Consider the following 23,106-nt stretch of genomic DNA (forward strand, 5'->3'; position numbering starts at 1 on the left):
GGCGTGCCCCGCACGCCCACCGAGGAGAAGAACACACGCATGGACCTGCAGCTGAACCAGGAAGAGCGAGAGATCCGCCAGTGGGTGCGCTCGTTCGTCACCAAGGAGATCCTGCCGCTGGAGCCCGAGGCGCTGGCCCGGGAACGGCGCCACGAGCCCGGGGTCACCGAGGCGGAGATGCGCGCCCTCCAGGACAAGGCCCGGGCGGCCGGCTTCTTCGGCGTCCAGACGCCCGAGGAGTACGGCGGCATGGGGCTCGGCGCCGTGATGACCGCCCTGATCGAGGTGGAGCTGGGACGGTCGTTCATCCCGTTCCGGTTCGCCGGCGAGGCCGACAACATCCTCTTCGACGCCAACGACGAGCAGCGCGAGCGCTACCTGGTGCCGACCATCGAGGGGGACCGTCGCTCCTGCTTCGCGATCACCGAGCCCGGCGCCGGCTCGGACGCCCGCGCGATCCGCACCAGTGCGGTCCGGGACGGCGACGAGTGGGTGATCAACGGAGAGAAGACCTTCATCACCCGCGGCAACGAGGCCGACTTCACCATGGTCTTCGCGGTCACCGACCCCGAGAAGCACAAGGCCGGCCAGACCGGCGAGTCGGTCACCTGCTTCCTGGTCGACCGCGACCAGGGCTGGCGCTCGGAGTACATCGACACGATGGGTGAGTGGGGGCCGGCCTCCCTGGTCTTCGAGGACGTGCGGGTGCCGCACAGCGCCATCCTCGGCGAGGAGGGCAAGGGCTTCGCGATGGCGATGCGCTGGATCGGGAAGGGCCGCTACCTGCTGCCCGCCCGCGCGCTCGGTGCCTGCGAGCGACTGGTCGAGATGGCCATGGACCACGCCCGCAACCGGGTCACCTTCGGCAAGCCGATCGCCGAGCGTCAGGCGATCCAGTGGATGATCGCCGACTCCGCCACCGACATCGAGGCGTTGCGCTGGCTGGTGCTCGGTGCCGCCTGGCAGGTCGACGCGGGCAACGACTCGCGCCAGCTGCAGTCGATGGCCAAGCTGTTCGGTGGCGTCCGGGCCAACGAGATCGTGGACCGGATGCTCCAAGTGCACGGCGGGATGGGGTACACCCGCGAGCTCCCGCTGGAGCGCTGGTACCGCGAGCTGCGGCTGCTGCGGATCTACGAGGGCACCGACGAGATCCAGCGCCGCACCATCGCCCGCAACCTGCTCGCCGGCCACGCGTCGGTGCGCGGGCACCTGGGCTGAGCTGAGCCCGGTCGGCTGCTCAGATCGGCTCGACCAGCAACGCCGTACCCGCCCCGGCCACCCGGGTCAGCACCAGGGTGGCCGGGGTGTCACCGCGCAGCGCGAGGCGCTGGCGGAGCTGCTCGGGGACGACGTCGACGCCGCGCTTCTTGATGGTCAGCGAGCCGATCCCGCGCTCGCGCAGCGCCGCCTTGAGCTGCTTCTCCCGGTAGGGCAGCTCCTCGAGCACCCGGTAGCCGCGGGCGAAGGGGGTGTGGAAGGCGGCGGCCGAGGTCACGTAGGCGATCTTCGGGTCGACCAGCCGCCCGAGCACCCCGACGGCGACCGCAGTGACCAGCCCGGCCCGGATCACCGCACCGTCCGGCTCGTAGAGATAGCTGTCGACCGGACCGGCGCCGACCTCGGCCGGCCCCGGGTCGTCCTCGTCGGTGATCGAGGCCAGCCCGCCCGCGCCGATGAGGGTGGCGCGACGCCGGACGGTCGCGGTGCGTCCGGACCACAGCGCCGCCTCCTTCACCTCGCCGTGGTCGCTGACCCACTCGGCCTCGACGCCGTCGGGCACCAGGTCGTGGGGGATGCCGGGCGCCACCTTCACGCAGGCGTCGCGCTGCAGCAGGCCCTCCACCCAGCTCCACGGCGGGGTCCAGTCCTCGGCCCGGAACGTGCGTCCGGCCCCGCTGCGGCGGGCCGGGTCGGCGAAGGCGAGGTCGAAGGGAGTGTGGTCCACCTCGGTGGCGTCGGCGACCTGGACGGCGCCGGGCAGGTCGAGCGCGGCCAGGTTGGCGCGGGCCACGGCCACTCGGACGGGGTCCTGGTCCACCCCGGCGCAGATCAGGCCGGCCCGGGCGGCGGCGATCAGGTCGCCGCCGATGCCGCAGCCGAGGTCGATCACGGTCCTCGCTCCGAAGGCGGCGAACCGCGCCGCACGGTGCTCGGCCACCGCCGACCGGGTGGCCTGCTCGAGAGCGTCCGGGGTGAAGTACATCCGTTCGGCGAGCTCCCCGAACTTGGCGGTCGCAGCCGCACGGAGCGACACCTGGGTGAGGGCCGCGGCGGCGCGCTCGGGTGTGGTGGTCCGGCGCAGCAGCGTGCTCACCCGCAGCTCGGCCTCGCCGGCGAGGAGGGCTGTCCGCGCCTGGTCGATGACCCGCTGGCCGTCGTCGGTGAGCAGCCATTCGAACGCCTCGAGGTCCACGCGGTCATCCTGCCAGCCGCCGGAGAAGCGGCCCCTCTCTGGCACTCGTTGACGGTGAGTGCTAGTTTCGTCTTGGCACTCTCGGACCGAGTGTGCCAGTGCTTGTGACGGAGTGCGACCCCCGCGACGGCGTACCCCATCCCAAGCCCCAACGTGGGAGGGCGGCCCTGCTCTCCAGAACAAGTCAGACAAGTTCTCAGCAGAGAAAGAGGTCGATCCCGTGTCGATCAACATCAAGCCCCTCGAGGACCGCATCGTCGTCAAGCCCCTCGACGCCGAGCAGACCACGGCCTCCGGCCTGGTCATCCCGGACACCGCCAAGGAGAAGCCGCAGGAGGGCGAGGTCCTCGCTGTCGGCGCCGGCCGCTGGAACGAGGACGGCGACGAGCGCATCCCCGTCGACGTCGCCGTGGGCGACAAGGTCATCTACAGCAAGTACGGCGGCACCGAGGTCAAGTACTCGGGCCAGGAGTACCTCATCCTGAGCGCGCGTGACGTGCTCGCGGTCATTTCCTGATTTCCGTTCCGGGTCGTGTGTCTGAGTCGTCGCGTTAGCGGTGTCTCGGGCACACGACCCGTTTCGCTTCCTTCGAAGGAGTAGTAATGCCGAAGATCCTGGAGTTCGACGAGGACGCACGGCGCTCGCTGGAGCGCGGTGTCGACGCGCTCGCGAACGCGGTCAAGGTGACGCTCGGCCCCAAGGGCCGCTACGTCGTCCTCGACAAGAAGTGGGGCGCCCCCACGATCACCAACGACGGTGTCACCGTCGCCCGCGACGTCGAGCTGGACGACCCGTTCGAGAACCTCGGTGCCCAGCTCACCAAGGAGGTCGCGACCAAGACCAACGACGTCGCCGGCGACGGTACGACGACCGCGACCGTCCTCGCCCAGGCGATGGTGCACGAGGGACTGCGCGCGGTCGCCGCCGGCGCCAACCCGATGGGCATCAAGCGCGGCATGGACGCGGCCGCGGCCGCGGTCTCCGAGGCGCTCCTCAAGTCCGCCCGTGAGGTCGAGTCCCGCGAGGACATGGCCTCGGTGGCGACGATCTCGAGCCGCGACAGCCACATCGGCGACCTGCTCGCCGAGTCCTTCGACAAGGTCGGCAAGGACGGCGTGATCACGGTCGAGGAGTCCAACACCCTGGGCACCGAGCTCGAGTTCACCGAGGGCATGCAGTTCGACAAGGGCTACCTCTCGGCCTACTTCGTGACCGACCAGGAGCGCATGGAGGCCGTCCTCGACGACCCCTACATCCTGCTGCACCAGGGGAAGATCTCCTCGATCCAGGAGCTGCTGCCGCTGCTGGAGAAGGTCATCGCCGCCGGCAAGCCGCTCTTCATCCTCGCCGAGGACGTCGAGGGCGAGGCGCTCTCCACCCTGGTGGTCAACAAGATCCGCGGCACCTTCAACGCCGTCGCGGTGAAGAGCCCCGCCTTCGGTGACCGCCGCAAGGCGATGATGCAGGACATCGCGGTCCTCACCGGTGGCCAGGTCGTGGCCCCCGAGGTCGGTCTCAAGCTCGACCAGGTCGGTCTCGAGGTGCTGGGCCAGGCCCGGCGCGTGGTGATCACCAAGGACAACACCACCATCGTCGACGGCGCCGGTGACTCCGCGCAGGTCGAGGGCCGGGTCAACCAGATCAAGGCCGAGATCGAGTCCACCGACTCCGACTGGGACCGCGAGAAGCTCCAGGAGCGCCTCGCGAAGCTGGCCGGCGGCGTGTGCGTGATCAAGGTCGGCGCCGCCACCGAGGTGGAGCTGAAGGAGAAGAAGCACCGCATCGAGGACGCTGTCTCCGCGACCCGCGCCGCGATCGAGGAGGGCATCGTGCCCGGCGGTGGTTCCGCGCTGATCCACGCGGTCTCCGCGCTGGACAACGACCTCGACCTCTCCGGCGACGAGGCCGTCGGCGTCCGGATCGTGCGCAAGTCCGCGGACGAGCCGCTGCGCTGGATCGCCGAGAACGGCGGCGTCAACGGCTACGTGGTGACCACCAAGGTCCGCGAGCTCGGCGTCGGCAACGGCTACAACGCCGCCACCGAGGAGTACGGCGACCTGGTCGCCCAGGGCGTCCTGGACCCGGTCAAGGTGACCCGCTCCGCGCTGGTCAACGCCACCTCCATCGCGGCGATGCTGCTCACCACCGAGACCCTCGTGGTGGACAAGCCCGAGGAGGAGGACGAGTCCGCCGCGGCCGGTCACGGTCACGGTCACGGCCACTGAGGTCTTTCCTCACTCGCATCACCACTGCGGCCCCGCTCCGGTTGGAGCGGGGCCGCGGTGCGTTCGGGGGTGCGGGTTTCACCGGCTGGCCGGTGAAACCCGCACGACACGCCGAGGCGCACCGGCGTGTCGTGCGGGTTTCGGCCGACAGGTTCGCCCGATCGCACCGGAGGTCAGCGTCGCTCGGTGGAGCGTGCCGGAGGGTTCACCGCGACACCTCGTCACCGCGACACCTCGTCAGGGCGACGCCGTCAGCGCGACCCGGACCGCTGCCGCGAACGGCCCTGCCGCGACGTCGCCCTCCCGGAAGGGCTGACGCTCCGGCCGCCCGGGCCCGCCGACGACCGGGCCCGGCGGCCGCGTTCGAGGGGTCCGAGCAGCAGCAGGATGGCGAGCAGGCCGACGCCGGCGAGCGTGCTCCAGAAGATGACGAGGTCCTCGGAGAGCGCCGGCGGGGGGAGCGGTGACCGGGCGTCGATGAACATGGTCACCACCGTCGGCGCGATCCCGGACAGCACCACCGCGGAGGCCACTGCGCCTCCCGGCTGTGGCACACGGCGCCGCAGCGCGAGTCCGCTCGCCAGCACCGTGGCCCCGAGGGCCCCGAGGACGACGAGCCAGTCCTTCGTGGCGTCGGCATCTCCGACGGTGTCGACCGAGACGGCGCTCACCAGGATCAAGCCGGCTCCGAGCGGTAGCCCGGCCGCCAGCACCCGGGCCGAACCCGCCCAGCGTCCGCCGCGCGGTGTCACGTCGACCACCGCGGCCGCCGGTTCGTCCACCAGGAGGCCAGCGGAGGCTGCCGCAAGCAGAGCGACCAGCGGGAGACCGAGCGTGGCGGTCTCCGCCCACCTGTGCACCATCGCGGCCACCAGTCCACCCATCGCGAGCAGGGCGATCACGGCGCGCCAGTGGACCGCCCGGAGCAGATACCAGGCCGCCACCGCTCACTCCGAGGACGGGTAGGGCAGTGGTTCGGAGATCATCAGGTGGTCCACCCCGGTCATGATCGCCAGGGTGACGAACACTGCGGCCAGACCGAGGAGCCCCAGCAGCGACCACCGCAGGCGGGCGGTGCGTGCCGCACGGTCGTGCCACACGGCGCCGCCGGCGGCCAGGCCGCAGAGGGTGACCAGGTAGAGCAGGTACCAGACCGGGTTGCCGGCCATGATCGCCTGCGCATAGTGCGGGATGCCCTGATAGGCGTCCTCGGTCATCGTCCCGGTGTGGAACATCGCCCACGGCGCGAAGAGTCGGAACTCGTTGTGCTCGCCGTACTGCAGTGCGCCGCCGAGCAGGTAGACGACGGCGACGACGGCGACGACGGTGACGGTCGGCGCGCCGGGGAAGCGCAGCCAGCGACCGGACAGCACGCCGAGCAACGCGGCGCCGAGGCAGGCCACAGGTGCGCCGGCGAGCATGATGCTCCACACGTCGATGTCGCGCATCGTGCCGAACCAGAGCTCGTCGGGGTGCGCCGGCCTCACCGCGAGGATGGCGAACACCTCGGCGATCCACAGCATCCCGGCGGCGAACGGCACCGAGCAGCTGCCGATGACGGCGAGCGTACGGCGAGCCTCGCCCTGCGGAGCGGTCACCATCGCCTCGACGGCCACCTCGGTCGAGCGGGTCAGCCGGGCGGCCACCACCAGGCTGGGCAACCCGATGAAGAACGCGGGGATGATGGTGAACGCCATCAGGGCGTCGGTGAAGTCCTTGTCGTTGGTCAGGTGGATCGCGAGTGTGAGGCCGTAGGCGATCAGCACACCGACGATGAAGAGCGGGTGTCGGGCGAAGCGCTTGGCCTCGATCGCGACCATGTCGCGGAGGGTGCCACGTCCGGTCGCGGGCAGGGTGGTGGCCACGGTTGTCTCCAGGTGGTGAGGGAACGGTCAGACGGCCTGGGCCGAGGCCCCGGGCCCGAGCATGAGCAGGTAGGCGTCCTCCAGCGTCGGCTCAGCGGCCTCCGCCAGGTCGGGCCGAGGTCCCCGACGACGCGGTGGCGGCCGGTCCCGGTCCGCCAGGAGACGACCGCGTCCGGGACCTCGCGGTCGGTCAGCCAGACGCGCCCCGCGGCAGTGCCGACCAGGTCGGTGACCGAGCCGTCGAAGCGAACCCGTCCGTCGGCGAGCACGATCACCCGCTCGCAGAGGGCGGCCACGTCCTCGGTCTGGTGGGTGGACAGCACCACCGTCGCCTCACTGCCCAGCACCGAGAGGGTACGACGCAGCTGGGCCCGCTGGGTCGGGTCGAGGCCGGTCGTCGGCTCGTCCAGGAGCAGCAGCCGCGGCCGGCCGAGCAGCGCCTGGGCCAAGCCCACCCTTCGTCGCTGACCTCCGGAGAGCCGGGCGACCCGCTTGCCGGCCAAGTCGGCCAGGCCGGTCAGCTCGAGCACCCGGCGGACCTCCCGGTGCCGGGCGCGCCGGTCGTTCCACTCCTTGAGGACCGCGACGTACTCGACGAAGCCGAAGGCGGTCATGTCGCTGGGGTAGCCGAGCTCCTGCGGGAGGTAGCCCAGCTCGCGTCGCACCGCGATCAGGTCGGCATGACTGGCGTACGGATCGCGGCCGACCAGCTCGACCCGTCCCCGGTCGCTGGCGATGCTGGTGGCCGCGATCCGCAGGAGCGTCGTCTTGCCGGCGCCGTTGGGTCCCAACAGGCCGGTCACCCCCGCTCCGATCCGCAGCGAGACCTCGGCGAGAGCGTCGGTCCGGCCGAAGGTCTTGCCGACCCCGTCGAGTTCGATGGTCACAGTGCTGCTCCGATCTGGCCGGTGCTGCGGGAGCGCAGACCGAGGACGAGGAGGGCGACCGCGGCCAGCGCGAGGTAGCCGAGCTGCTGCTGCAGCTCCACCGGCCAGGTGGCGTCCAAGGAGCGGACCGGGGTGAGGACCACGGCGGACCACGCCAATGCCACCACCGCCACCGCCATGCGCGGGCCGGTGAAGCTGGCCAGCGCCATCATCACCGGTACGAGTGCGAGCGCGGGGCCCATCCACGCAGCGGCGACCCACAGCGGCCCGGGCAGCAGCGTGCCGAGCAGCACCGTGACCGGGAGGACGCTCACCAGGACCGCGACGGTCCGCACCAGGATCAGACGGGTGCGTCCGTAGGGAGTGCTGACGGCGAGTGCGTCGAAGGACTCCTCGGTGGCGGGGTAGCAGCCGGCGACCCCCAGGACCGGGATCAGGGGCGCGACCAGCAGGAACGGCCAGAGCGTCGTGCTGTCGGTGGTGAGCGTGGCGAGGGTGGCGAAGGCGAGGGCGACCACGGCGCTCGACATCCACGACGCTCGCAGGGAGGCCGCGGCGCCGAGCAGGATCGCGGTCGGCTCGGAGAGCCCGAGTGCTCGGACCAGTCGTGCCGGCAGCCGCAGCCGGGGTCGTTCCGCCGTCGACCGCACCTGGTCCCACGCGGTGTCGAGCAGCGTCCGGTCGACGAGAACCCCGGCCGCCGCACGGCACTCGGGGCAGTGGTCGACGTGACGCTCGAGCGAGGCCGACAGCACGGCGTCCAGGGCGCCGTCGACGTAGGCCGACAGCAGTCCCGGAGACGCGTGCCAACCGGTGGTCGTGGTCATCCCAGCTCCTCCAGTCGCAGATCAGCCAACGACGCGCGCATCTGGGCCTTGGCCCGGTGCAGGCGGGTCTTGAGGGTGTTCTGCCGGACGCCGAGGAGGCGGCTGGCCTCCCGGGTGGTCAGCCCGTCCAGCACGCACGCCTGGACCACGGCCCGGAACTCCGGCGAGAGCCTCCGCAACGCCTCGCCCAGGTCGCCGTACTCGACGCCGAGCAGGACGACGTCCTCCGCCGCCGGCAGGGTCGCGGGCGCGCTGGACCAGTCCGGCACCAGCACCACGTCCTTGCGGCGACGCAGCCGGGACACCATGCGCCGGAACGCGATCCCCCACAACCACGCCGCCAGATCGCCCTCCCCGCGCCATCGCGCGGCATCGCGCCACATCGCCACGAAGGTGTCCTGGACGACGTCGAGGACCACCTCCCGGTCGTTGCAGCGTCGTATCAGCCGCGCGGTGAGCCACGGGGCGTGCCGCTCGTAGAGCTCGCGCATCGCACCCAGGTCGCCGTCGGCCGCTGCATGGAGCAGCTCCGAGTCCGCGAGGTCCGGCGAGGTGTGATCCGACACACTCTCACTGTCGCAGGCGAGGTGCGGTTCGGTTCCACGATCGGCAGATCAACTTGCTCGCGCCGACCCGGACGTTCCGCCGTCGCGTGCCGTCGCCGCGGGGCGACCGGCTGTTACCTGGGGGATCGCGGGACGTCACGCCTGTCCGGCATAGTGAGGACATGCTGTGGAGAGTGCGTGCCGACCTGCCGGACCGCCCGGGCACCCTCGCCGGGCTGGCCGCCGCGTGCGGAGACGCCGGCGTCGACATCAAGCGGGTGCGGATCTTCCCCGACACCGACCACGTCACCGACGAGTTCGTGATCGACACGCCCGAGGACTGGGAGGCCGACCGGATCGAGGAGCTGTTCGGCAGCGCCGGCGGAGACGCGGTCTCCGTGATCCGCTCCGGGCCCGCGGCTCTGGAGGACCAGCCCACGCGCTACGTGCAGGCGGTTCGCGAGGTCCTCGCCAACCCGGCCAGCTTCCCCGACGTGGCCGCACACCTCTTCGACGCCGACGTGGCGCCCTCGGACGGTGACGAGGACGTGCTCGAGATGGTGCTGGGGTCGACCACCACCATCCAGATCCGCCGTGACCCGGCGTTCACCCCGGTCGAGCGGGAGCGGGCGGCCGCGCTGGCCGAGCTGGTCGCCGAGGTGCTCGCCGCGCACAGGGCCCCGACCCCGGCGCAGGCCGGGCGTCCCGGTGAGGCGGAGCCCGAGTACGTCCGGGCCGACTCGCGGATCTCCGCCCTGGTCGGCGGACGTGTCGCGGGCCAGGCCAGCATCGAGGTGCGTGAGGGCGAGGAGCCGTGGCCGGTGGACCTGTGGGTCGACCCGTCCTGGCACCGCCGCGGCATCGGCACCCGGTTGCTCGCCGACGTCGCCCGGCTGGCCCGGTCGCGCGGCGCCGAGGAGATCGTCCTCTCGGCCCCCTCGGACACCCAGGCCGTGCTCCCGATGGTGCTCGCGGCCGGGATGCGCGGCCGGATCCGGATGGCCGGGGAGACCCTCACCGTCCGGATCGCGGTGACCGACCTGCGCGTCTGACCGCCGGCGACGCGGCCCGGCCGGGTCAGCGGCCCGCCGGGTGGGCGCCGGCGTGCCCGCCCACGTGGTCACCGAGATGCCAACCGTCCGAGGGCAGGTCGACGGCCTCCTGCGGCCCCCACGAGCCGGCCGGGTAGGAGAGCGCGGGCGGTCGCCGGTCCAGGACCGGCTGGCAGATCTCCCACAGCCGCTCCACCTCGTCGGCGGAGATGAACAGGGTGCGGTCGCCGCGCATCACCTCCAGCAGCAGCCGCTCGTAGGCCTCCAACGGGTCCGCATCGGGTACGTCGCCGACCAGGTCGAGCCGGAAGACACCCTCGACCAGCGCCATGTCCGGCCCGGGCCGCTTGGCCCGGATGTCGATCTCGATCCGGGGCTGGTCGGCGAGCTCGATGACCAGCTCGTTGGGGGCCGGCTGGCCGCCGTCCTCCGGCTTGAGCCAGCGGTGCCGCGGGTCGTGGAACCGCACCGTGATGGTGCGGCGGCCCTCGGCCAGCGCCTTGCCGGTGCGCAGGTAGAACGGCACGCCGCGCCAGCGGTCGTTGTCGATCCACATCTCGATCGCGGCGAACGTCTCCACGGTGGAGTCCTCTGCCACGTCGGGCTCGTCGCGGTAGCCGTCGTACTGGCCGAAGACGACGCGGCCGGGGTCGAGGGGGCGGACCGCGCTGAACACCGCGGCCTTGGCGGCGCGCAGCGCGGACTCGCGGTAGGCGTGCGGGTCCTCCAGTGCGACGAAGCCGAGCAGCTGGCACAGGTGGGTGGTGACCATGTCGCGCAGGCAGCCGGTGGACTCGTAGAAGCTGCCGCGGCCCTCGACGGTGAGGGTCTCGGGCACGTCGATCTGGACCGAGGAGATGGTGTGCCGGTTCCAGGCCGGCTCGAAGAGACCGTTGGCGAACCGGAGCGCCAGGATGTTCTGCACGCCCTCCTTGCCGAGGAAGTGGTCGATCCGGAAGACCTGGGCGTCGGGGAAGACGCTGGCCACGGTCGCGTTCAGCTCGCGGGCGGTGGCCAGGTCCGTACCGAACGGCTTCTCCGCCACCAGCCGGGACCGGGCGACCAGGTCCTCGCGCTCCAGCATCCCGACCATCCCCTCCACTGCGCCCGGCGGGACCGAGAGGTAGAGCAGGCGTCGTACGTCGCCGAGCAGGCAGGAGCCGCGCTCCAGCAGCCGGTCCTCGGCGTCGCGCACCGCCTCACCCAGCTCCGCTCCGTCCTCGGCGGAGGAGGTGACGAAGGAGACCTGGTCCAGCAGCGCGGTGGCGACGTCGTCGTCGAGGTCCCCGACGAACTCGTCCAACCCCTCGCGGACCTGGGCCCGGAACTCCTCGTCGGAGCCGGGGGAGTGGCGGCCGGTGCCGATCACCGCGAAGTGGTCGGGGAGCCGGCCTGCTGCGGCCAGCCGGTACAGACCGGGGAACAGCTTGCGGGCGGCCAGGTCGCCGGTGGCCCCGAAGAGGACCAGGACGTGCGGTGAGAGGTCCGAGCTCATCGGAGGTCACCGTGCTGGTGCGCGGCGGAGCGGAGCGCGGTGCAGCGGAGCGCGGTGCAGCGGCGTCCGGGGAGGCCTGGTCCGGGGCGGTCGAGCGGAGGAGTGGCGGCTGGTGGAGTGCTCACCCCACCAGCGTGTCGGACTCGTCAAGCGCGGCCCTAGACTGGAGGGGTGGAGGTCCCGGAGAAGTTCGCATCGCTCGGTCTTACCTACGACGACGTCCTGCTGCTGCCGGGTCATTCCGACCTGGTGCCGGACGACATCGACACGACCTCCCGGCTGACCCGGGAGATCTCGCTGCGCGCGCCACTGGTCAGCGCGGCGATGGACACCGTCACCGAGTCGCGGATGGCGATCGCGATGGCCCGCCAGGGCGGCATCGGCATCCTGCACCGCAACCTCTCCACCGAGGAGCAGGCCTACCAGGTCGACCTGGTCAAGCGGACCCAGACCGGGATCATCTCCAACCCGATCACCATCGGTCCGGACGCCACCCTGGAGGAGCTGGACCGGATCTGCGGTGAGTACCGCGTCTCCGGCCTGCCCGTCGTCGACGACGACAACCGGCTGCTCGGCATCTGCACCAACCGCGACCTCCGCTTCACCCCGGTCGCGGAGTGGTCGACCACGAAGGTCGACGAGGTGATGACGCCGATGCCGCTGATCACCGGGCAGGTCGGGATCAGCCGGGACGAGGCGACCACGCTGCTGCGCAAGCACAAGCGCGAGCGGCTGCCGCTGGTCGACGCCGACGGGCGTCTCGGCGGGCTGATCACGGTGAAGGACTTCGTGAAGTCCGAGCAGTTCCCGCACGCCTCCAAGGACGGCAGCGGGCGGCTGCTCGTCGGGGCCGCGATCGGCTACTTCGGCGACGCCTGGGACCGGGCGACCACGCTGATCGACGCCGGGGTCGACGTACTGGTGGCGGACACCGCTCACGGCCACGTCACGCTGCTGCTGGACATGGTCCGCCGGCTCAAGACCGACCCGGCCACGCGCCACGTCCAGGTGATCGGCGGCAACGTCGCCACCCGGGAGGGCGCCCAGGCGTTCGTGGACGCCGGCGCCGACGCCGTCAAGGTCGGCTTCGGCCCCGGGTCGATCTGCACCACCCGGGTCGTCACCGGTTGCGGCGTACCGCAGGTGACGGCCGTCTACGAGGCCTCGCTGGCCGCCGGTCCCGCGGGCGTGCCGGTGATCGCCGACGGCGGACTGCAGCAGTCGGGCGACATCGCCAAGGCGATCGTCGCCGGCGCGGAGTCGGTGATGATCGGGTCGATGTTGGCCGGCTGCGAGGAGTCGCCCGGCGAGGTCGTCTTCCACCACGGCAAGCAGTACAAGTCCTACCGGGGGATGGGCTCGATGGGCGCGATGTCCAGCCGGGGCAAGAAGTCCTACTCCAAGGACCGCTACTTCCAGGCCGAGGTGGCCAGCGACGACAAGATCGTGCCCGAGGGCATCGAGGGCCAGGTCGCCTACAAGGGGCCGCTGGCCGGTGTCGCGCACCAGCTCATCGGCGGCCTCTCGCAGTCGATGTTCTACGTCGGCGCCCGGACCGTCCCCGAGCTGCAGGCCAAGGGCAGGTTCGTCCGGATCACCTCGGCGTCGCTGAAGGAGAGCCACCCGCACGACATCGAGATGACGGTCGAAGCCCCGAACTACGCCGGTCGCTGACCCTGCGCGAGCCCTTTCGACACCGGTCCGCGACGGGTGGGAGAATGGCCCGGTGACGGACTTCGAGATCGGCCGTGCCAAGCGCGCCCGCCGGGCGTACTCCTTCGACGACATCGCGATCGTCCCCTCGCGGCGCACCCGCGACCCGGAGGAAGTCAGCACCGACTGGCAGATCGACGCCTACCGTTTCTCGCTGCCGATCGTGGCGGCGCCGATGGACTCGGTGATGTCGCCCGACACGGCGATCGCGATCGGCCGGTACGGCGGGCTCGGCGTACTGAACCTCGAGGGCCTCTGGACCCGCTACGAGGACCCGGAGCCGCTGCTGGCCGAGGTCGCCGGACTGGATGGCGTCGCCGGTACCCGGCGACTGCAGGAGATCTACACCGCGCCGATCCGGGCCGAGCTGATCACCGAACGGGTCCGCCAGATCCGTGAGGCCGGGGTGACCGTGGCCGGATCGCTGTCCCCGCAGCGGACCAAGGAGTTCGCGAAGGCGGTCGTGGACGCCGGCGTCGACATGTTCGTCATCCGCGGCACCACCGTCTCCGCAGAGCACGTCTCCAGCCAGTCCGAGCCGCTGAACCTCAAGGAGTTCATCTACGAGCTCGACGTGCCGGTGATCGTCGGCGGCTGCGCCACCCACACTGCGGCGCTGCACCTGATGCGAACCGGCGCGGCCGGGGTGCTGGTCGGGTTCGGCGGCGGCGCCGCGCACACCACCCGCACCGTGCTCGGCGTGGCGGTGCCGATGGCGTCCGCGGTCGCCGACGTGGCCGCCGCACGCCGCGACTACCTCGACGAGTCCGGTGGCCGCTACGTCCACGTCATCGCCGACGGCTCGATCGGCACGTCGGGCGACGTGGCCAAGGCGATCGCCTGCGGCGCCGACGCCGTGATGGTCGGCTCGCCCTTCGCCCGCGCCACCGACGCCCCCGGCCACGGCTTCCACTGGGGCGCCGAAGCGCACCACGCCGACCTGCCCCGCGGCAAGCGGGTCCAGTTCGACCAGGTCGGCACCATCGAGGAGATCCTCTTCGGACCCTCGCGGGTCGCCGACGGCACGATGAACCTGGTCGGTGCGCTGCGGCGCTCGATGGCCACCACGGGCTACACCGAGCTCAAGGAGTTCCAGCGGGTCGAGGTCGTCACGGCCTGAAGGTGCGGGTTTCCCCGGTCAGCCGGTGAAACCCGCACGACACGCCGTGCGCCATCGGCGTGTCGTGCGGGTTTCGGCTGACAGGTTCCCCACTCAGGCGGCTCGCCGTCCCGCTGCCATCGCCCGGTGGATGCGGCCGACCGTCGCCGTCGGCCGGAACAGGTCGGCCCAGACGATCCGGATGCAGCGCCATCCGGTGAGCTCGCGCACCAGGTCCTCGCGCGCCTTCTCCCGCAGTACGGCGTCAGCCACCGACTCCCCGTCGCGCCGGTGACGTTCGTACTTGGCGCGGCCGTCGAACTCCATGAACAGGCCGAGCTCGGGCCAGGCGAAGTCCAGCCGCGCGACGATCCGGCCGTGCCGGTCGCGCACCTCGTACTGCAGCTCGGGCCTCGGCAGGTGGCCGGTCCAGCACAGGTGCAGCGCCAGCGACTCCCCGGCGGACTCGCAACGCCTGTCGGCGAGCGCCAGCACCACGGGCGTCGCCAGGGTGTGCGGATCGTGCCGCATGCCCCGAACCCGCCGCTCGAGGTCCTCCATCGTGGTCTCGCCGGCATGGAGCAGGCCGTTCACCGTGACCAGCGCGTGAGGTACGTCGGCGAGGGCGATCATGTCGAGTGCCGTCCGCGTGCCGCTCGTCAGCGGGATGCCGTTGCGGACAGTGATGTCCTCGGCGACGAACGCCGGGCGATGCTGCGTCATCGCCTCGGAGCTGCGCCCCGCCCGCCGATCGACCCGCGCAAGGTGCACCTTCGAGCCCATGTCCCACACCGGGACGTCGTACTGGTCGGCGGCGCTCGGTCCGGCGAGTACGACGTGCTGCTTCGCCCGGCGTAGGGCCGCGAGGGCCTGAGCGCGCCGGCGGCCGGGTTCGGATAGGCCGTCCCAGTGGTCGGTCGGCAGGTAGGCGCCGTGGCCGATGCGGCGTAGCACGCGACGGTCAACGAGGCGACGGATGGCGCGGTCGTCGTAGCCGGAGGCGATGAGCTCGTGGGTCATCAGGAGGTGGTCGTGGCGCAGGTCGATGGTCGAGAAGAGTGTCATGCAGTTGGCCTCACCGAGGGGCGAGCGGCGAACCGGGGCCCGCGGCGCCCTGTGGATGGCCGGGCGTTCGGGGCCGCTGTGCACGGTGTCGGGGCCGATCTGGGGCGATCTGGCGCGAGGGCGGTGAACTTGTCGGCCGAAACCCGCACGACACGCCGGTGCTTCACGGCGTGTCGTGCGGGTTTCCCCGGTCAGCCGGTGAAACCCGCACCCGCGCCGCTGACACGCGTCAAATCAAACCCCTCCACTCGTTGACACCTAGAACACGTTCCACCCATGCTGAGACCCACGTCACACGGGACCTAGGAGGGAACGTGACCCAGTCACCGCCACCGGCCGACATGACACTCCAGCGGTCGAGCCGGGACCCCGTCGGCATGCAGCGAGCGCTCACCACCTGGCTGGCGAGCGTGCTGCCGCCGGGGGCCGATCCCGAGGTGGTGGTCCACGACGGCGTGCAGACCAACGGCATGTCCAGCGAGACCGTGCTGCTCGCCATCACCAGCGGCGAGAGCGGCCAGCGCCGCACCCGGGAGTACGTCGCCCGCGTGGCGCCCGCCGCCGAGGACCTGCCGGTGTTCCCGGAGTACCGGCTCACCGACCAGTACGACGCGATGCGGCTCTCCGGACAGCTGGCCGGGGTGCCGGTGCCGCCGGTGGGTCTGAACGAGCCGACCGGGGAGGTGCTGGGCACGCCGTTCTTCCTGATGGAGCGGCTGGACGGGGCGGTGCCGCCGGACGTGCTGCCCTACACGTTCGGGGACAACTGGCTCTACGACGCCGACCCGGCCGAGCAGCAGCGGCTCCTGCGGGGCAGTGTCGAGGTGCTCGCCCGGCTGCACCGGATCCCGGACCCGACCACGACGTTCGGCTTCCTCGACCCGGCCGTCACCGGCCACCCCGGTCGGACCGCACTGGCACGCAACCTGGCCAGGACCCGCGCCTGGTACGACTTCGCGTCGAACGCCCCGGAGGGTTCGCCGCGCTCGCCGCTGATCGAGCGGGGCCTGGCCTGGCTCGAGGCGAACCTCCCGCCGACCGAGGAGGCGGTGCTGGTCTGGGGTGACTCCCGAATCGGCAACATCATGTATCGCGACTTCACCCCGGTGGCGGTGCTCGACTGGGAGATGGCCACCCTCGGGCCGCGCGAGCTGGACCTGGCGTGGATGGTGTTCGCGCACCGCGTCTTCCAGGAGATCGCGGCGATGCTGGACCTGCCGGGCATGCCCGACTTCCTGACCGCCGAGGACGTGGCGGCCACCTACGCCGAGCTCAGCGGCGTGGAGCCCGGCGACCTGACCTGGTACCAGGTGCACGCCGCGGTCAGCTGGGGCTGCGTCTTCCTGCGCACCAGCGCCCGCCAGATCCACTTCGGCGAGATCGAGTGTCCGGACGACCCGGAGGCAGTGTTCCACCATCGCCCGCTCTTCGAGCGGCTGCTCGAGGAGGTGGGCGCATGACGTCCGCACACAACGACCACGGCCTGCACGGGGAGTACGTCGGCCTCGGGCCGCTGGACGAGTTCCCGATCCACCAGCTGCCGCGGCCGGTCGCCTGGGCCGGCAGCAGCGACCGGAACTTCTACGACCGCTGCTACCTCAACTGCCACGACCGCACCGGCGACCTGTTCCTGATCACCGGTCTCGGCTTCTACCCGAACCTCGGCACCAAGGACGCCTTCGTGCTGCTGCGGCGGGAGCTGGACGGCCGCAGCGAGCAGACCGCGGTGCACCTCAGCGACGCTGCCGACCCGCGTGGTGGCGACCGGATGGCGCAGCAGGTCGGTGCCTACCGGATCGAGGTGCTCGAGCCGCTGCGCCGGCTGCGCCTGGTGATGGAGGAGACCGAGGGGATCGGGCTCGACCTGACCTGGGAGGGCTCGTTCGACGTCGTCCAGGAGCTGCCGCACGTGATGCGTCAGGGCTCCGGTACGACACTCGACGCGCAGCGCTTCGCCCAGGTCGGCACCTGGGAGGGCGTGATCAGCGTGGACGGCTCCGACATCGCGGTCACCCCCGACGTGTGGCTCGGCACCCGGGACCGCTCCTGGGGGTCCGCCCGGTCGGCGAGGCCGCGCCCGCCGGCAAGCCCTCGGACCCGGCGTTCGAGGGATGTGGTGGCTCTACGTGCCGATGCGGTTCGAGGAGTTCTGCGTGGTGCTGATCATCCAGGAGACCCCCGACGGCTACCGCACCCTCAACGACTGCACCCGCACCTGGGCCGACGGCCGGGTCGAGCAGCTCGGCTGGCCGCGGGTGGAGATCCGCTACGCCTCGGGGACCCGGGTGCCGACCGGCGCCACCATCGTGTGCACCACCCCGTCCGGCGAGGAGCTGGTCCTCGAGGTGACCTCCAAGCTCGCCGTACCGATCCACGTCGGCGGCGGCTACGGCGGTGACTCGGACTGGACGCACGGCATGTGGAAGGGGCCGGAGTTCACCGAGCGACGCACCTACGACCTGGCCGACCCGGCCGTCGCCGGCCGGGTGATGTTCGGCGTGATCGACCACGTCGGCCACGCCGTCGCCTCCGGCCCCGGACTCGGTACGACGTCCGCCACCGCCGAGGGACACGGGCTCTTCGAGCACGGTGCCCTCGGTCGTCACGACCCCAGCGGCTTCGCCGACTGGTTCACCCTCGCCCCCTGATCCCTTCGAGGAGACACATGACCACGCTGGACCGCGACGCCCTCTTCATCGGCGGCGCCTGGACCAAGCCCGCCACCGACGCCGTGCTGGAGGTGGTCTCCCCGCACAGCGAGGAGGTCGTCGCGCGGGTGCCGGAGGGTTCGGTGGCCGACATCGATGCGGCGGTGGCGGCCGCGCGCACCGCGTTCGACGAGGGTCCGTGGCCCCGGATGAGCCCGGCCGAACGGATCGCGATCGTGCAGAACCTCTCCGGCCTCTACGCGGCCCGGTTGGAGGAGATGGCCTCGGTGATCACCACCGAGATGGGGTCGCCGATCTCGTTCTCCAGCCTCGCCCAGGCGCCGGCGCCGTGGATGCAGATCGAGTCGTTCCTCGGCATCGCCCGGGAGTTCCCCTGGGAGGCGACCCGGCCGGGAGCGCTGGGCGGGGACGTGCTGGTCCGCCACGAGCCGGTCGGGGTGGTCGCCGCGATCCCGCCGTGGAACGTCCCGCAGTTCACCGTGATCTCGAAGGTGGTGCCGGCGCTGCTGGCCGGCTGCACGGTCGTGGTCAAGCCCGCTCCGGAGAGCCCGCTGGACTGCTACCTGCTCGCCGAGATGATCACCGAGGCCGGCGTGCCGGAGGGTGTGGTGAGCATCGTCGCCGGTGGCCGTGAGGTCGGCGAGCACCTGGTCCGTCACCCCGGGGTCGACAAGGTGGCGTTCACCGGCTCGACGGCGGCGGGCCGCAGGATCGGCGCGATCTGCGGCGAGCAGCTCAAGCGGGTCTCGCTCGAGCTGGGCGGCAAGTCGGCGGCGATCGTGCTCGACGACGCCGACCTCGGCTCCGTCGTGGAGGGGATGAAGTTCCTCGCGGTGATGAACTCCGGTCAGGCGTGCGTCGCGCAGACCCGCGTCCTGGTCAGCCGGGACCGGCACGACGAGGTTGCCGCCGCACTGGCCGAGGGGATCGGCGCGATGCGGGTCGGCGACCCCGCCGACCCGGCCTCGGAGATCGGGCCGATGGTGGCCCGTCGCCAGCAGGAGCGGGTCAACGGCTACATCGAGATCGGCCGGTCCGAGGGAGCCACGCTGCTCACCGGCGGCACCGGCCGCCCCGACGGCCTCGGGAGCGGGTGGTACGTGCGTCCGACGGTCTTCGCGGGCGTCGACAACCGGATGCGGATCGCCCAGGAGGAGATCTTCGGGCCGGTCGTCTCGGTGATCCCCTACACCGACGTCGACGACGCGATCCGGATCGCGAACGACTCCGACTACGGGCTCGCGGGCACGGTGTGGACCGCGGACTCCGACGCCGGTGTCGACGTGGCTCGGCGGGTCCGGGCCGGCACCTACGGCGTGAACACCTACACGATGGACTTCGCGGCGCCGTTCGGCGGCTTCAAGGCCTCGGGCCTCGGGCGGGAGTTCGGCCCCGAGGGTCTGGCGCAGTACACCGAGCTGAAGTCCGTCTACCTCTCGGCTCCCGCGATGTGAGGTGGGCCGGCGGGTGTGGCGCGCGATTGACATCGAGCGGCAGTGTGTAAAACCGCACATCCGTTACCCATCGGTAGCGTCTGGTGATCCGGCTCACTAGGCTCGTGGGCATGAGTTCGTCCAACCCCGCCCCCGGCCCGCTCGTCGACGGTCCCCACGACCCCGAGCACGACCCGCGGGCGTCGTACGCCCTCGAGCCCGATCAGGTGGACCGGCTGACCGGGCGGGTGCTCTCGACGACCGGGCGCACCGCTGCCGTGCACTCGCCGATCGACGGGTCGCCGCTCGCGCACATCCCGCAGTCCAGCGCCGAGGACGTGGCCGAGGCCTATCGCCGGGCCCGGGCCGCCCAGGCGGCCTGGGCCCGCACCTCGCTGGAGGACCGTTCCGCGGCCCTGCTGCGGCTGCACGACATCGTGCTGGACCGGCAGGACGAGATCCTCGACCTGATCCAGCTCGAGTCCGGCAAGGCGCGCAAGCACGCCTTCGACGAGCCGCTGCACATCGCGCTCACCGCCCGCTACTACGCCCGCACCGCCCGCCAGCACCTGGAGACCCGGCGCCTCTCCGGGGTGGTGCCGGGCCTGACCCGGGTCGAGGTCAACCGGGTCCCCAAGGGCGTGGTCGGCATCATCTCGCCCTGGAACTACCCGTTCACGATGGCGCTGTGCGACGGGTTGCCCGCCCTGCTGGCCGGCAACGCGGTGGTCGCCAAGCCGGACGCCCAGACGATGCTCTCGGCGCTGCTCGGCGCCCGGTTGCTCGAGGAGGCCGGCTTCCCCAAGGACCTCTGGCAGGTGGTCGCCGGTCCCGGCCGCGAGCTCGGCCCACCGATCATCGAGCGTGCCGACTACATCTGCTTCACCGGGTCCACGGCGACCGGCAAGGTGATCGCCGGTCAGTGCGCCGAGCGGCTGATCGGCTGCTCGCTGGAGCTGGGCGGCAAGAACCCGATCCTGGTGCTGCGCGACGCCGACGTGGAGCGCGCCGCCGAGGGCGCCGTGCGCGCCAGCTTCTCCAACGCCGGACAGCTCTGCGTCTCGACCGAGCGGATGTTCGTGGCCGACCAGGTCTACGACCGGTTCATGGAGCGGTTCGTGGCGCGCACCCAGGCGCTGACGCTCGGCGCGACGCTCTCCTGGGAGTCCGACATGGGCACGCTGATCTCCGAGGGTCAGCTGGAGACCGTCACCGCCCACGTCGAGGACGCCGTCGCCAAGGGCGCCGTGGTCCGGACCGGCGGCCGGGCGCGGCCCGACCTCGCGCCGTACTTCTTCGAGCCGACCATCCTGGAGGGCGTCAGCCCCGAGATGATCTGCTTCGGCAACGAGACCTTCGGGCCGGTGGTGTCGGTCTACCGCTTCCACGACGAGGCCGACGCCGTCGCGCGCGCCAACGACGGCGACTACGGGCTGAACGCCTCGATCTACAGCCAGGACGGCGACCGGGCCCGGCGGATGGCGCGCCAGATCAAGTGCGGCACGGTCAACATCAACGAGGCCTTCGCGGCGACCTTCGCCAGCATCGAGGCGCCGATGGGCGGCATGCGGGAGTCGGGGATGGGGCGCCGCCAGGGCAGCGAGGGCATCCTGCGCTACACCGAGCCCCAGTCGGTGGCCACCCAGCGGCTGCTGCGGTTCTCCCCGATGCTCGGCATGTCGGAGGAGACCTACGCGAAGGTGATGACGCTCAACCTGCGCCTGATGAAGAAGCTGGGCCGCGCATGAGCGCGGCCGAGCAGCCCGACCAGCCCGATCAGGGGGAGCCGGGCGAGCGGCGCCGCGACTTCGACTACGACGTCCTCGTCGTCGGCTCCGGCTTCGGGGGCTCGGTCACCGCCCTGCGGCTGACCGAGAAGGGCTACCGGGTGGGCGTGCTGGAGGCCGGCGCCCGGTTCGACGACGCGGACTTCGCGGACACCTCCTGGGACCTCAAGCGCTACCTGTTTGCGCCGGCCGCCGGCTGCTACGGCATCCAGCGGATCGACGCGGTGCGGGACTGCCTGATCCTGGCCGGCGCGGGCGTCGGTGGTGGGTCGCTGGTCTACGCCAACACCCTCTACGAGCCGCTCGACGCCTTCTACACCGATCCGTCCTGGTCCCACATCACCGACTGGCGCAGCGAGCTCGCGCCGTTCTACGACCAGGCCGAGCGGATGCTGGGCGTCAACGAGTACCCCGGCACGACCCCGGCCGACGAGGTGATGCGCCGCACCGCCGAGGAGATGGGCGTCGGCGACACGTTCCACCCCACGCCGGTCGGCGTCTTCTTCGGCGGACCCGAGCAGTCCGAGGGCACCGAGGTCGACGACCCCTACTTCGGCGGCGCCGGCCCGCGTCGTACGACCTGCACCAACTGCGGCGAGTGCATGACCGGCTGCCGGCACAACGCGAAGAACACGCTGGTCAAGAACTACCTCTACCTCGCCGAGCGCAACGGTGCCGTGGTGCACCCGTTGACCACGGTGACCCGGGTGCGGCCGTTGGCCGGAGGGGGCTACCGGGTCGACGCACGGTGGACCAAGGCGAAGCTGTCGCGGGGGAGCGCGAGCCGGACCTTCACCGCCGAGCAGGTGGTCTTCTCGGCGGCGGCGCTGGGCACGCAGAAGCTGCTGCACAAGCTGAAGGCGACCGGTGACCTGCCCGGCGTCTCCGACCGGCTCGGCGTGCTGACCCGTACCAACTCCGAGTCGCTGCTCGGCTCGATCGCACCGGCGGACTCCGGCGTCGACTACACCGAGGGCGTGGCGATCACCTCCTCCTGGCACCCCGACGAGGTGACCCACATCGAGCCGGTGCGCTACGGCAAGGGGTCGAACGCGATGTCGCTGCTGCAGACCGTGCTCACCGACGGCGGTGGGGACCGGCCGCGCTGGCGCACCTGGCTGGGGAGCTGTGGCGCCAGCGGCGCAACGTGCGCGACCTCTACGACCTGCGGCACTGGTCGGAGCGGGTGGTGATCGCGCTGGTCATGCAGACCGTCGACAACTCCATCACCACCCGGCCGCGCCGGACGCCCTTCGGCTGGGCGCTGACCTCCGAGCAGGGGCACGGCGAGCCGAACCCGACCTGGATCCCGATCGCCAACAAGGCCGTCCGGAAGATGGCCGAGATCATGCGGGGTACCCCCGGCGGCACCATCGGGGAGCCGTTTGACATGCCGCTGACCGCCCACTTCATCGGCGGGTGCACGATCGGGGACAGCGCCGAGACCGGCGTGGTCGACCCCTACCACCGGCTCTACGGGTACGACGGACTCCACGTGGTCGACGGTTCGACGATCTCGGCCAACCTCGGGGTGAACCCGTCGCTGACGATCACCGCGCAGGCGGAGCGGGCGATGGCGTACTGGCCGAACCGGGGCGAGCCGGACCCGCGCCCGGCCCTCGGGGAGGACTACCGGCGGCTGCAACCGGTCGCGCCGCGGGCCCCGGTGGTGCCGGCCCACGCACCGGCCGCCCTGCGTCTGCCGATCGTCGGCGTCAGTTGAGGGTCGCCGTCGGTTGAGTGCCGCTGTCGGTTGAGCGGGCCCCGGAAACTCTTGCCGATCTTGTGACACGTCGGCGTAACCCGGGTTGTCCGGGCTCGTTGATCGCTAACGAGTCCGGACCTTCACGCTCCCTCCCGAAGTCCGGGCTCTGTCCAGGCGCTGCTCAGCAGCCGTGTGGACGATCAGGGCCCGGCCACTCTCCCTCCCCGGCCGGGCTCTGGTGCGTTTTCCGGCCGGTGTGCCGGGGGCCGGCCGCCGCGCCCCCGCGGCCGCCGCGGTTCAGGGGCGCGGAGCCGGCCTGGAT

Annotated in this window: 21 protein-coding genes; 13 read left to right on the forward strand and 8 right to left on the reverse strand. The window is 71.7% G+C overall.

What is annotated here, in order from left to right:
• Window positions 1–3: 3 nt before the first annotated feature.
• A complete protein-coding gene (locus FIV43_RS00740; protein WP_231123588.1) occupies window positions 4–1,221 on the forward strand; it encodes an acyl-CoA dehydrogenase family protein in 1,218 nt (405 codons plus the stop codon).
• A 19-nt stretch (window positions 1,222–1,240) separates the two neighbouring features.
• Here the strand turns inward: FIV43_RS00740 and FIV43_RS00745 are convergent, their stop codons facing one another.
• Window positions 1,241–2,416: a class I SAM-dependent methyltransferase gene (locus FIV43_RS00745; RefSeq protein WP_141012586.1), complete on the reverse strand. Its 1,176-nt coding sequence runs from the start codon at window positions 2,414–2,416 to the stop codon at window positions 1,241–1,243.
• Between the two features lie 220 nt (window positions 2,417–2,636).
• Here FIV43_RS00745 and groES point away from each other — a divergent pair, with 220 nt between their 5' ends.
• On the forward strand, window positions 2,637–2,933 hold the full coding sequence (gene groES, locus FIV43_RS00750) for a co-chaperone GroES (protein ID WP_141012587.1): 297 nt from the start codon (window positions 2,637–2,639) through the stop codon (window positions 2,931–2,933).
• An 86-nt stretch (window positions 2,934–3,019) separates the two neighbouring features.
• Complete coding sequence (gene groL / locus FIV43_RS00755) at window positions 3,020–4,642, forward strand: chaperonin GroEL (protein ID WP_141012588.1); 1,623 nt, start codon at window positions 3,020–3,022, stop codon at window positions 4,640–4,642.
• Window positions 4,643–4,893: 251 nt separating this feature from the next.
• Here groL and FIV43_RS00760 read toward each other — a convergent pair whose 3' ends face one another.
• Genes FIV43_RS00760 through FIV43_RS00780 form a run of 5 tightly spaced genes read right to left on the reverse strand, consistent with a single transcriptional unit; the run spans window position 4,894 to window position 8,787 of the window.
• Window positions 4,894–5,586 carry a hypothetical protein gene (locus FIV43_RS00760; protein WP_141012589.1) on the reverse strand — a complete coding sequence of 231 codons (693 nt, stop codon included), beginning with the start codon at window positions 5,584–5,586 and terminating at the stop codon, window positions 4,894–4,896.
• Window positions 5,587–5,589: 3 nt separating this feature from the next.
• Complete coding sequence (locus FIV43_RS00765) at window positions 5,590–6,462, reverse strand: hypothetical protein (RefSeq protein WP_196780926.1); 873 nt, start codon at window positions 6,460–6,462, stop codon at window positions 5,590–5,592.
• Entirely contained in the window at window positions 6,402–7,394 is a 993-nt protein-coding gene (locus FIV43_RS00770; RefSeq protein WP_196780927.1) for an ATP-binding cassette domain-containing protein, read from the reverse strand. The genes FIV43_RS00765 and FIV43_RS00770 overlap by 61 nt, the downstream gene beginning before the upstream one ends.
• Window positions 7,391–8,221 (reverse strand): zf-HC2 domain-containing protein, encoded by an 831-nt coding sequence (locus FIV43_RS00775; RefSeq protein ID WP_141012591.1) that lies wholly within the window; start codon window positions 8,219–8,221, stop codon window positions 7,391–7,393. Before FIV43_RS00775 ends, FIV43_RS00770 begins: the two co-directional genes overlap by 4 nt.
• On the reverse strand, window positions 8,218–8,787 hold the full coding sequence (locus FIV43_RS00780) for an RNA polymerase sigma factor (RefSeq protein ID WP_196780928.1): 570 nt from the start codon (window positions 8,785–8,787) through the stop codon (window positions 8,218–8,220). Before FIV43_RS00780 ends, FIV43_RS00775 begins: the two co-directional genes overlap by 4 nt.
• A gap of 161 nt (window positions 8,788–8,948) precedes the next feature.
• Here FIV43_RS00780 and FIV43_RS00785 point away from each other — a divergent pair, with 161 nt between their 5' ends.
• Complete coding sequence (locus tag FIV43_RS00785; protein ID WP_141012592.1) at window positions 8,949–9,818, forward strand: GNAT family N-acetyltransferase; 870 nt, start codon at window positions 8,949–8,951, stop codon at window positions 9,816–9,818.
• Between the two features lie 25 nt (window positions 9,819–9,843).
• On the opposite strand, the gene zwf is transcribed toward FIV43_RS00785, so the two are convergent.
• Window positions 9,844–11,313 carry a glucose-6-phosphate dehydrogenase gene (gene zwf / locus FIV43_RS00790; RefSeq protein WP_141012593.1) on the reverse strand — a complete coding sequence of 490 codons (1,470 nt, stop codon included), beginning with the start codon at window positions 11,311–11,313 and terminating at the stop codon, window positions 9,844–9,846.
• Window positions 11,314–11,484: 171 nt separating this feature from the next.
• On the opposite strand from zwf, the gene guaB reads away from it, so the two are divergent.
• Both guaB and FIV43_RS00800 read left to right on the forward strand, forming a co-directional pair.
• A complete protein-coding gene (guaB, locus tag FIV43_RS00795) occupies window positions 11,485–12,987 on the forward strand; it encodes an IMP dehydrogenase (protein WP_141012594.1) in 1,503 nt (500 codons plus the stop codon).
• Window positions 12,988–13,039: 52 nt separating this feature from the next.
• Window positions 13,040–14,146, forward strand: coding sequence for a GuaB3 family IMP dehydrogenase-related protein (locus FIV43_RS00800; protein WP_141012595.1), 1,107 nt, complete (start codon window positions 13,040–13,042; stop codon window positions 14,144–14,146).
• A 93-nt stretch (window positions 14,147–14,239) separates the two neighbouring features.
• Here the strand turns inward: FIV43_RS00800 and FIV43_RS00805 are convergent, their stop codons facing one another.
• Window positions 14,240–15,190 (reverse strand): type IV toxin-antitoxin system AbiEi family antitoxin domain-containing protein, encoded by a 951-nt coding sequence (locus FIV43_RS00805; RefSeq protein ID WP_141012596.1) that lies wholly within the window; start codon window positions 15,188–15,190, stop codon window positions 14,240–14,242.
• Between the two features lie 314 nt (window positions 15,191–15,504).
• Here FIV43_RS00805 and FIV43_RS00810 point away from each other — a divergent pair, with 314 nt between their 5' ends.
• The 7 genes from FIV43_RS00810 to FIV43_RS24010 all read left to right on the forward strand — a co-directional run bounded on the left by FIV43_RS00810 (window position 15,505) and on the right by FIV43_RS24010 (window position 22,802).
• The gene (locus FIV43_RS00810; protein ID WP_196780929.1) at window positions 15,505–16,650 is read left to right on the forward strand and encodes a phosphotransferase family protein; all 1,146 of its coding nucleotides are present in this window, start codon (window positions 15,505–15,507) and stop codon (window positions 16,648–16,650) included.
• On the forward strand, window positions 16,647–17,588 hold the full coding sequence (locus tag FIV43_RS00815) for a hypothetical protein (RefSeq protein WP_231123589.1): 942 nt from the start codon (window positions 16,647–16,649) through the stop codon (window positions 17,586–17,588). The genes FIV43_RS00810 and FIV43_RS00815 overlap by 4 nt, the downstream gene beginning before the upstream one ends.
• Entirely contained in the window at window positions 17,536–17,838 is a 303-nt protein-coding gene (locus FIV43_RS21795; protein ID WP_231123590.1) for a hypothetical protein, read from the forward strand. Before FIV43_RS00815 ends, FIV43_RS21795 begins: the two co-directional genes overlap by 53 nt.
• Before the next feature lie 17 nt (window positions 17,839–17,855).
• Complete coding sequence (locus FIV43_RS00820; protein WP_141012597.1) at window positions 17,856–19,313, forward strand: aldehyde dehydrogenase; 1,458 nt, start codon at window positions 17,856–17,858, stop codon at window positions 19,311–19,313.
• A 110-nt stretch (window positions 19,314–19,423) separates the two neighbouring features.
• Complete coding sequence (locus FIV43_RS00825; protein WP_141012598.1) at window positions 19,424–21,040, forward strand: succinic semialdehyde dehydrogenase; 1,617 nt, start codon at window positions 19,424–19,426, stop codon at window positions 21,038–21,040.
• Window positions 21,037–22,272, forward strand: a complete 1,236-nt coding sequence (locus FIV43_RS00830) for a GMC family oxidoreductase N-terminal domain-containing protein (protein ID WP_456237749.1) — start codon at window positions 21,037–21,039, stop codon at window positions 22,270–22,272. Before FIV43_RS00825 ends, FIV43_RS00830 begins: the two co-directional genes overlap by 4 nt.
• Window positions 22,227–22,802, forward strand: coding sequence for a GMC oxidoreductase (locus FIV43_RS24010; protein WP_456237750.1), 576 nt, complete (start codon window positions 22,227–22,229; stop codon window positions 22,800–22,802). The genes FIV43_RS00830 and FIV43_RS24010 overlap by 46 nt, the downstream gene beginning before the upstream one ends.
• Window positions 22,803–23,106: the final 304 nt, after the last annotated feature.

Source organism: Nocardioides sambongensis, from assembly GCF_006494815.1.
Classification (GTDB): domain Bacteria; phylum Actinomycetota; class Actinomycetes; order Propionibacteriales; family Nocardioidaceae; genus Nocardioides; species Nocardioides sambongensis.

Coding starts and splice junctions, on each gene's coding strand:
- groL (WP_141012588.1), top strand. CDS start 3,020: ATGCCGAAGATCCTGGAGTTCGACGAGGACGCACGGCGCTCGCTGGAG.
- FIV43_RS00765 (WP_196780926.1), bottom strand. CDS start 6,462: ATGGTCGCGATCGAGGCCAAGCGCTTCGCCCGACACCCGCTCTTCATC.
- FIV43_RS00775 (WP_141012591.1), bottom strand. CDS start 8,221: ATGACCACGACCACCGGTTGGCACGCGTCTCCGGGACTGCTGTCGGCC.
- FIV43_RS00785 (WP_141012592.1), top strand. CDS start 8,949: ATGCTGTGGAGAGTGCGTGCCGACCTGCCGGACCGCCCGGGCACCCTC.
- zwf (WP_141012593.1), bottom strand. CDS start 11,313: ATGAGCTCGGACCTCTCACCGCACGTCCTGGTCCTCTTCGGGGCCACC.
- FIV43_RS00805 (WP_141012596.1), bottom strand. CDS start 15,190: ATGACACTCTTCTCGACCATCGACCTGCGCCACGACCACCTCCTGATG.
- FIV43_RS00815 (WP_231123589.1), top strand. CDS start 16,647: ATGACGTCCGCACACAACGACCACGGCCTGCACGGGGAGTACGTCGGC.
- FIV43_RS00820 (WP_141012597.1), top strand. CDS start 17,856: ATGACCACGCTGGACCGCGACGCCCTCTTCATCGGCGGCGCCTGGACC.
- FIV43_RS00825 (WP_141012598.1), top strand. CDS start 19,424: ATGAGTTCGTCCAACCCCGCCCCCGGCCCGCTCGTCGACGGTCCCCAC.
- FIV43_RS00830 (WP_456237749.1), top strand. CDS start 21,037: ATGAGCGCGGCCGAGCAGCCCGACCAGCCCGATCAGGGGGAGCCGGGC.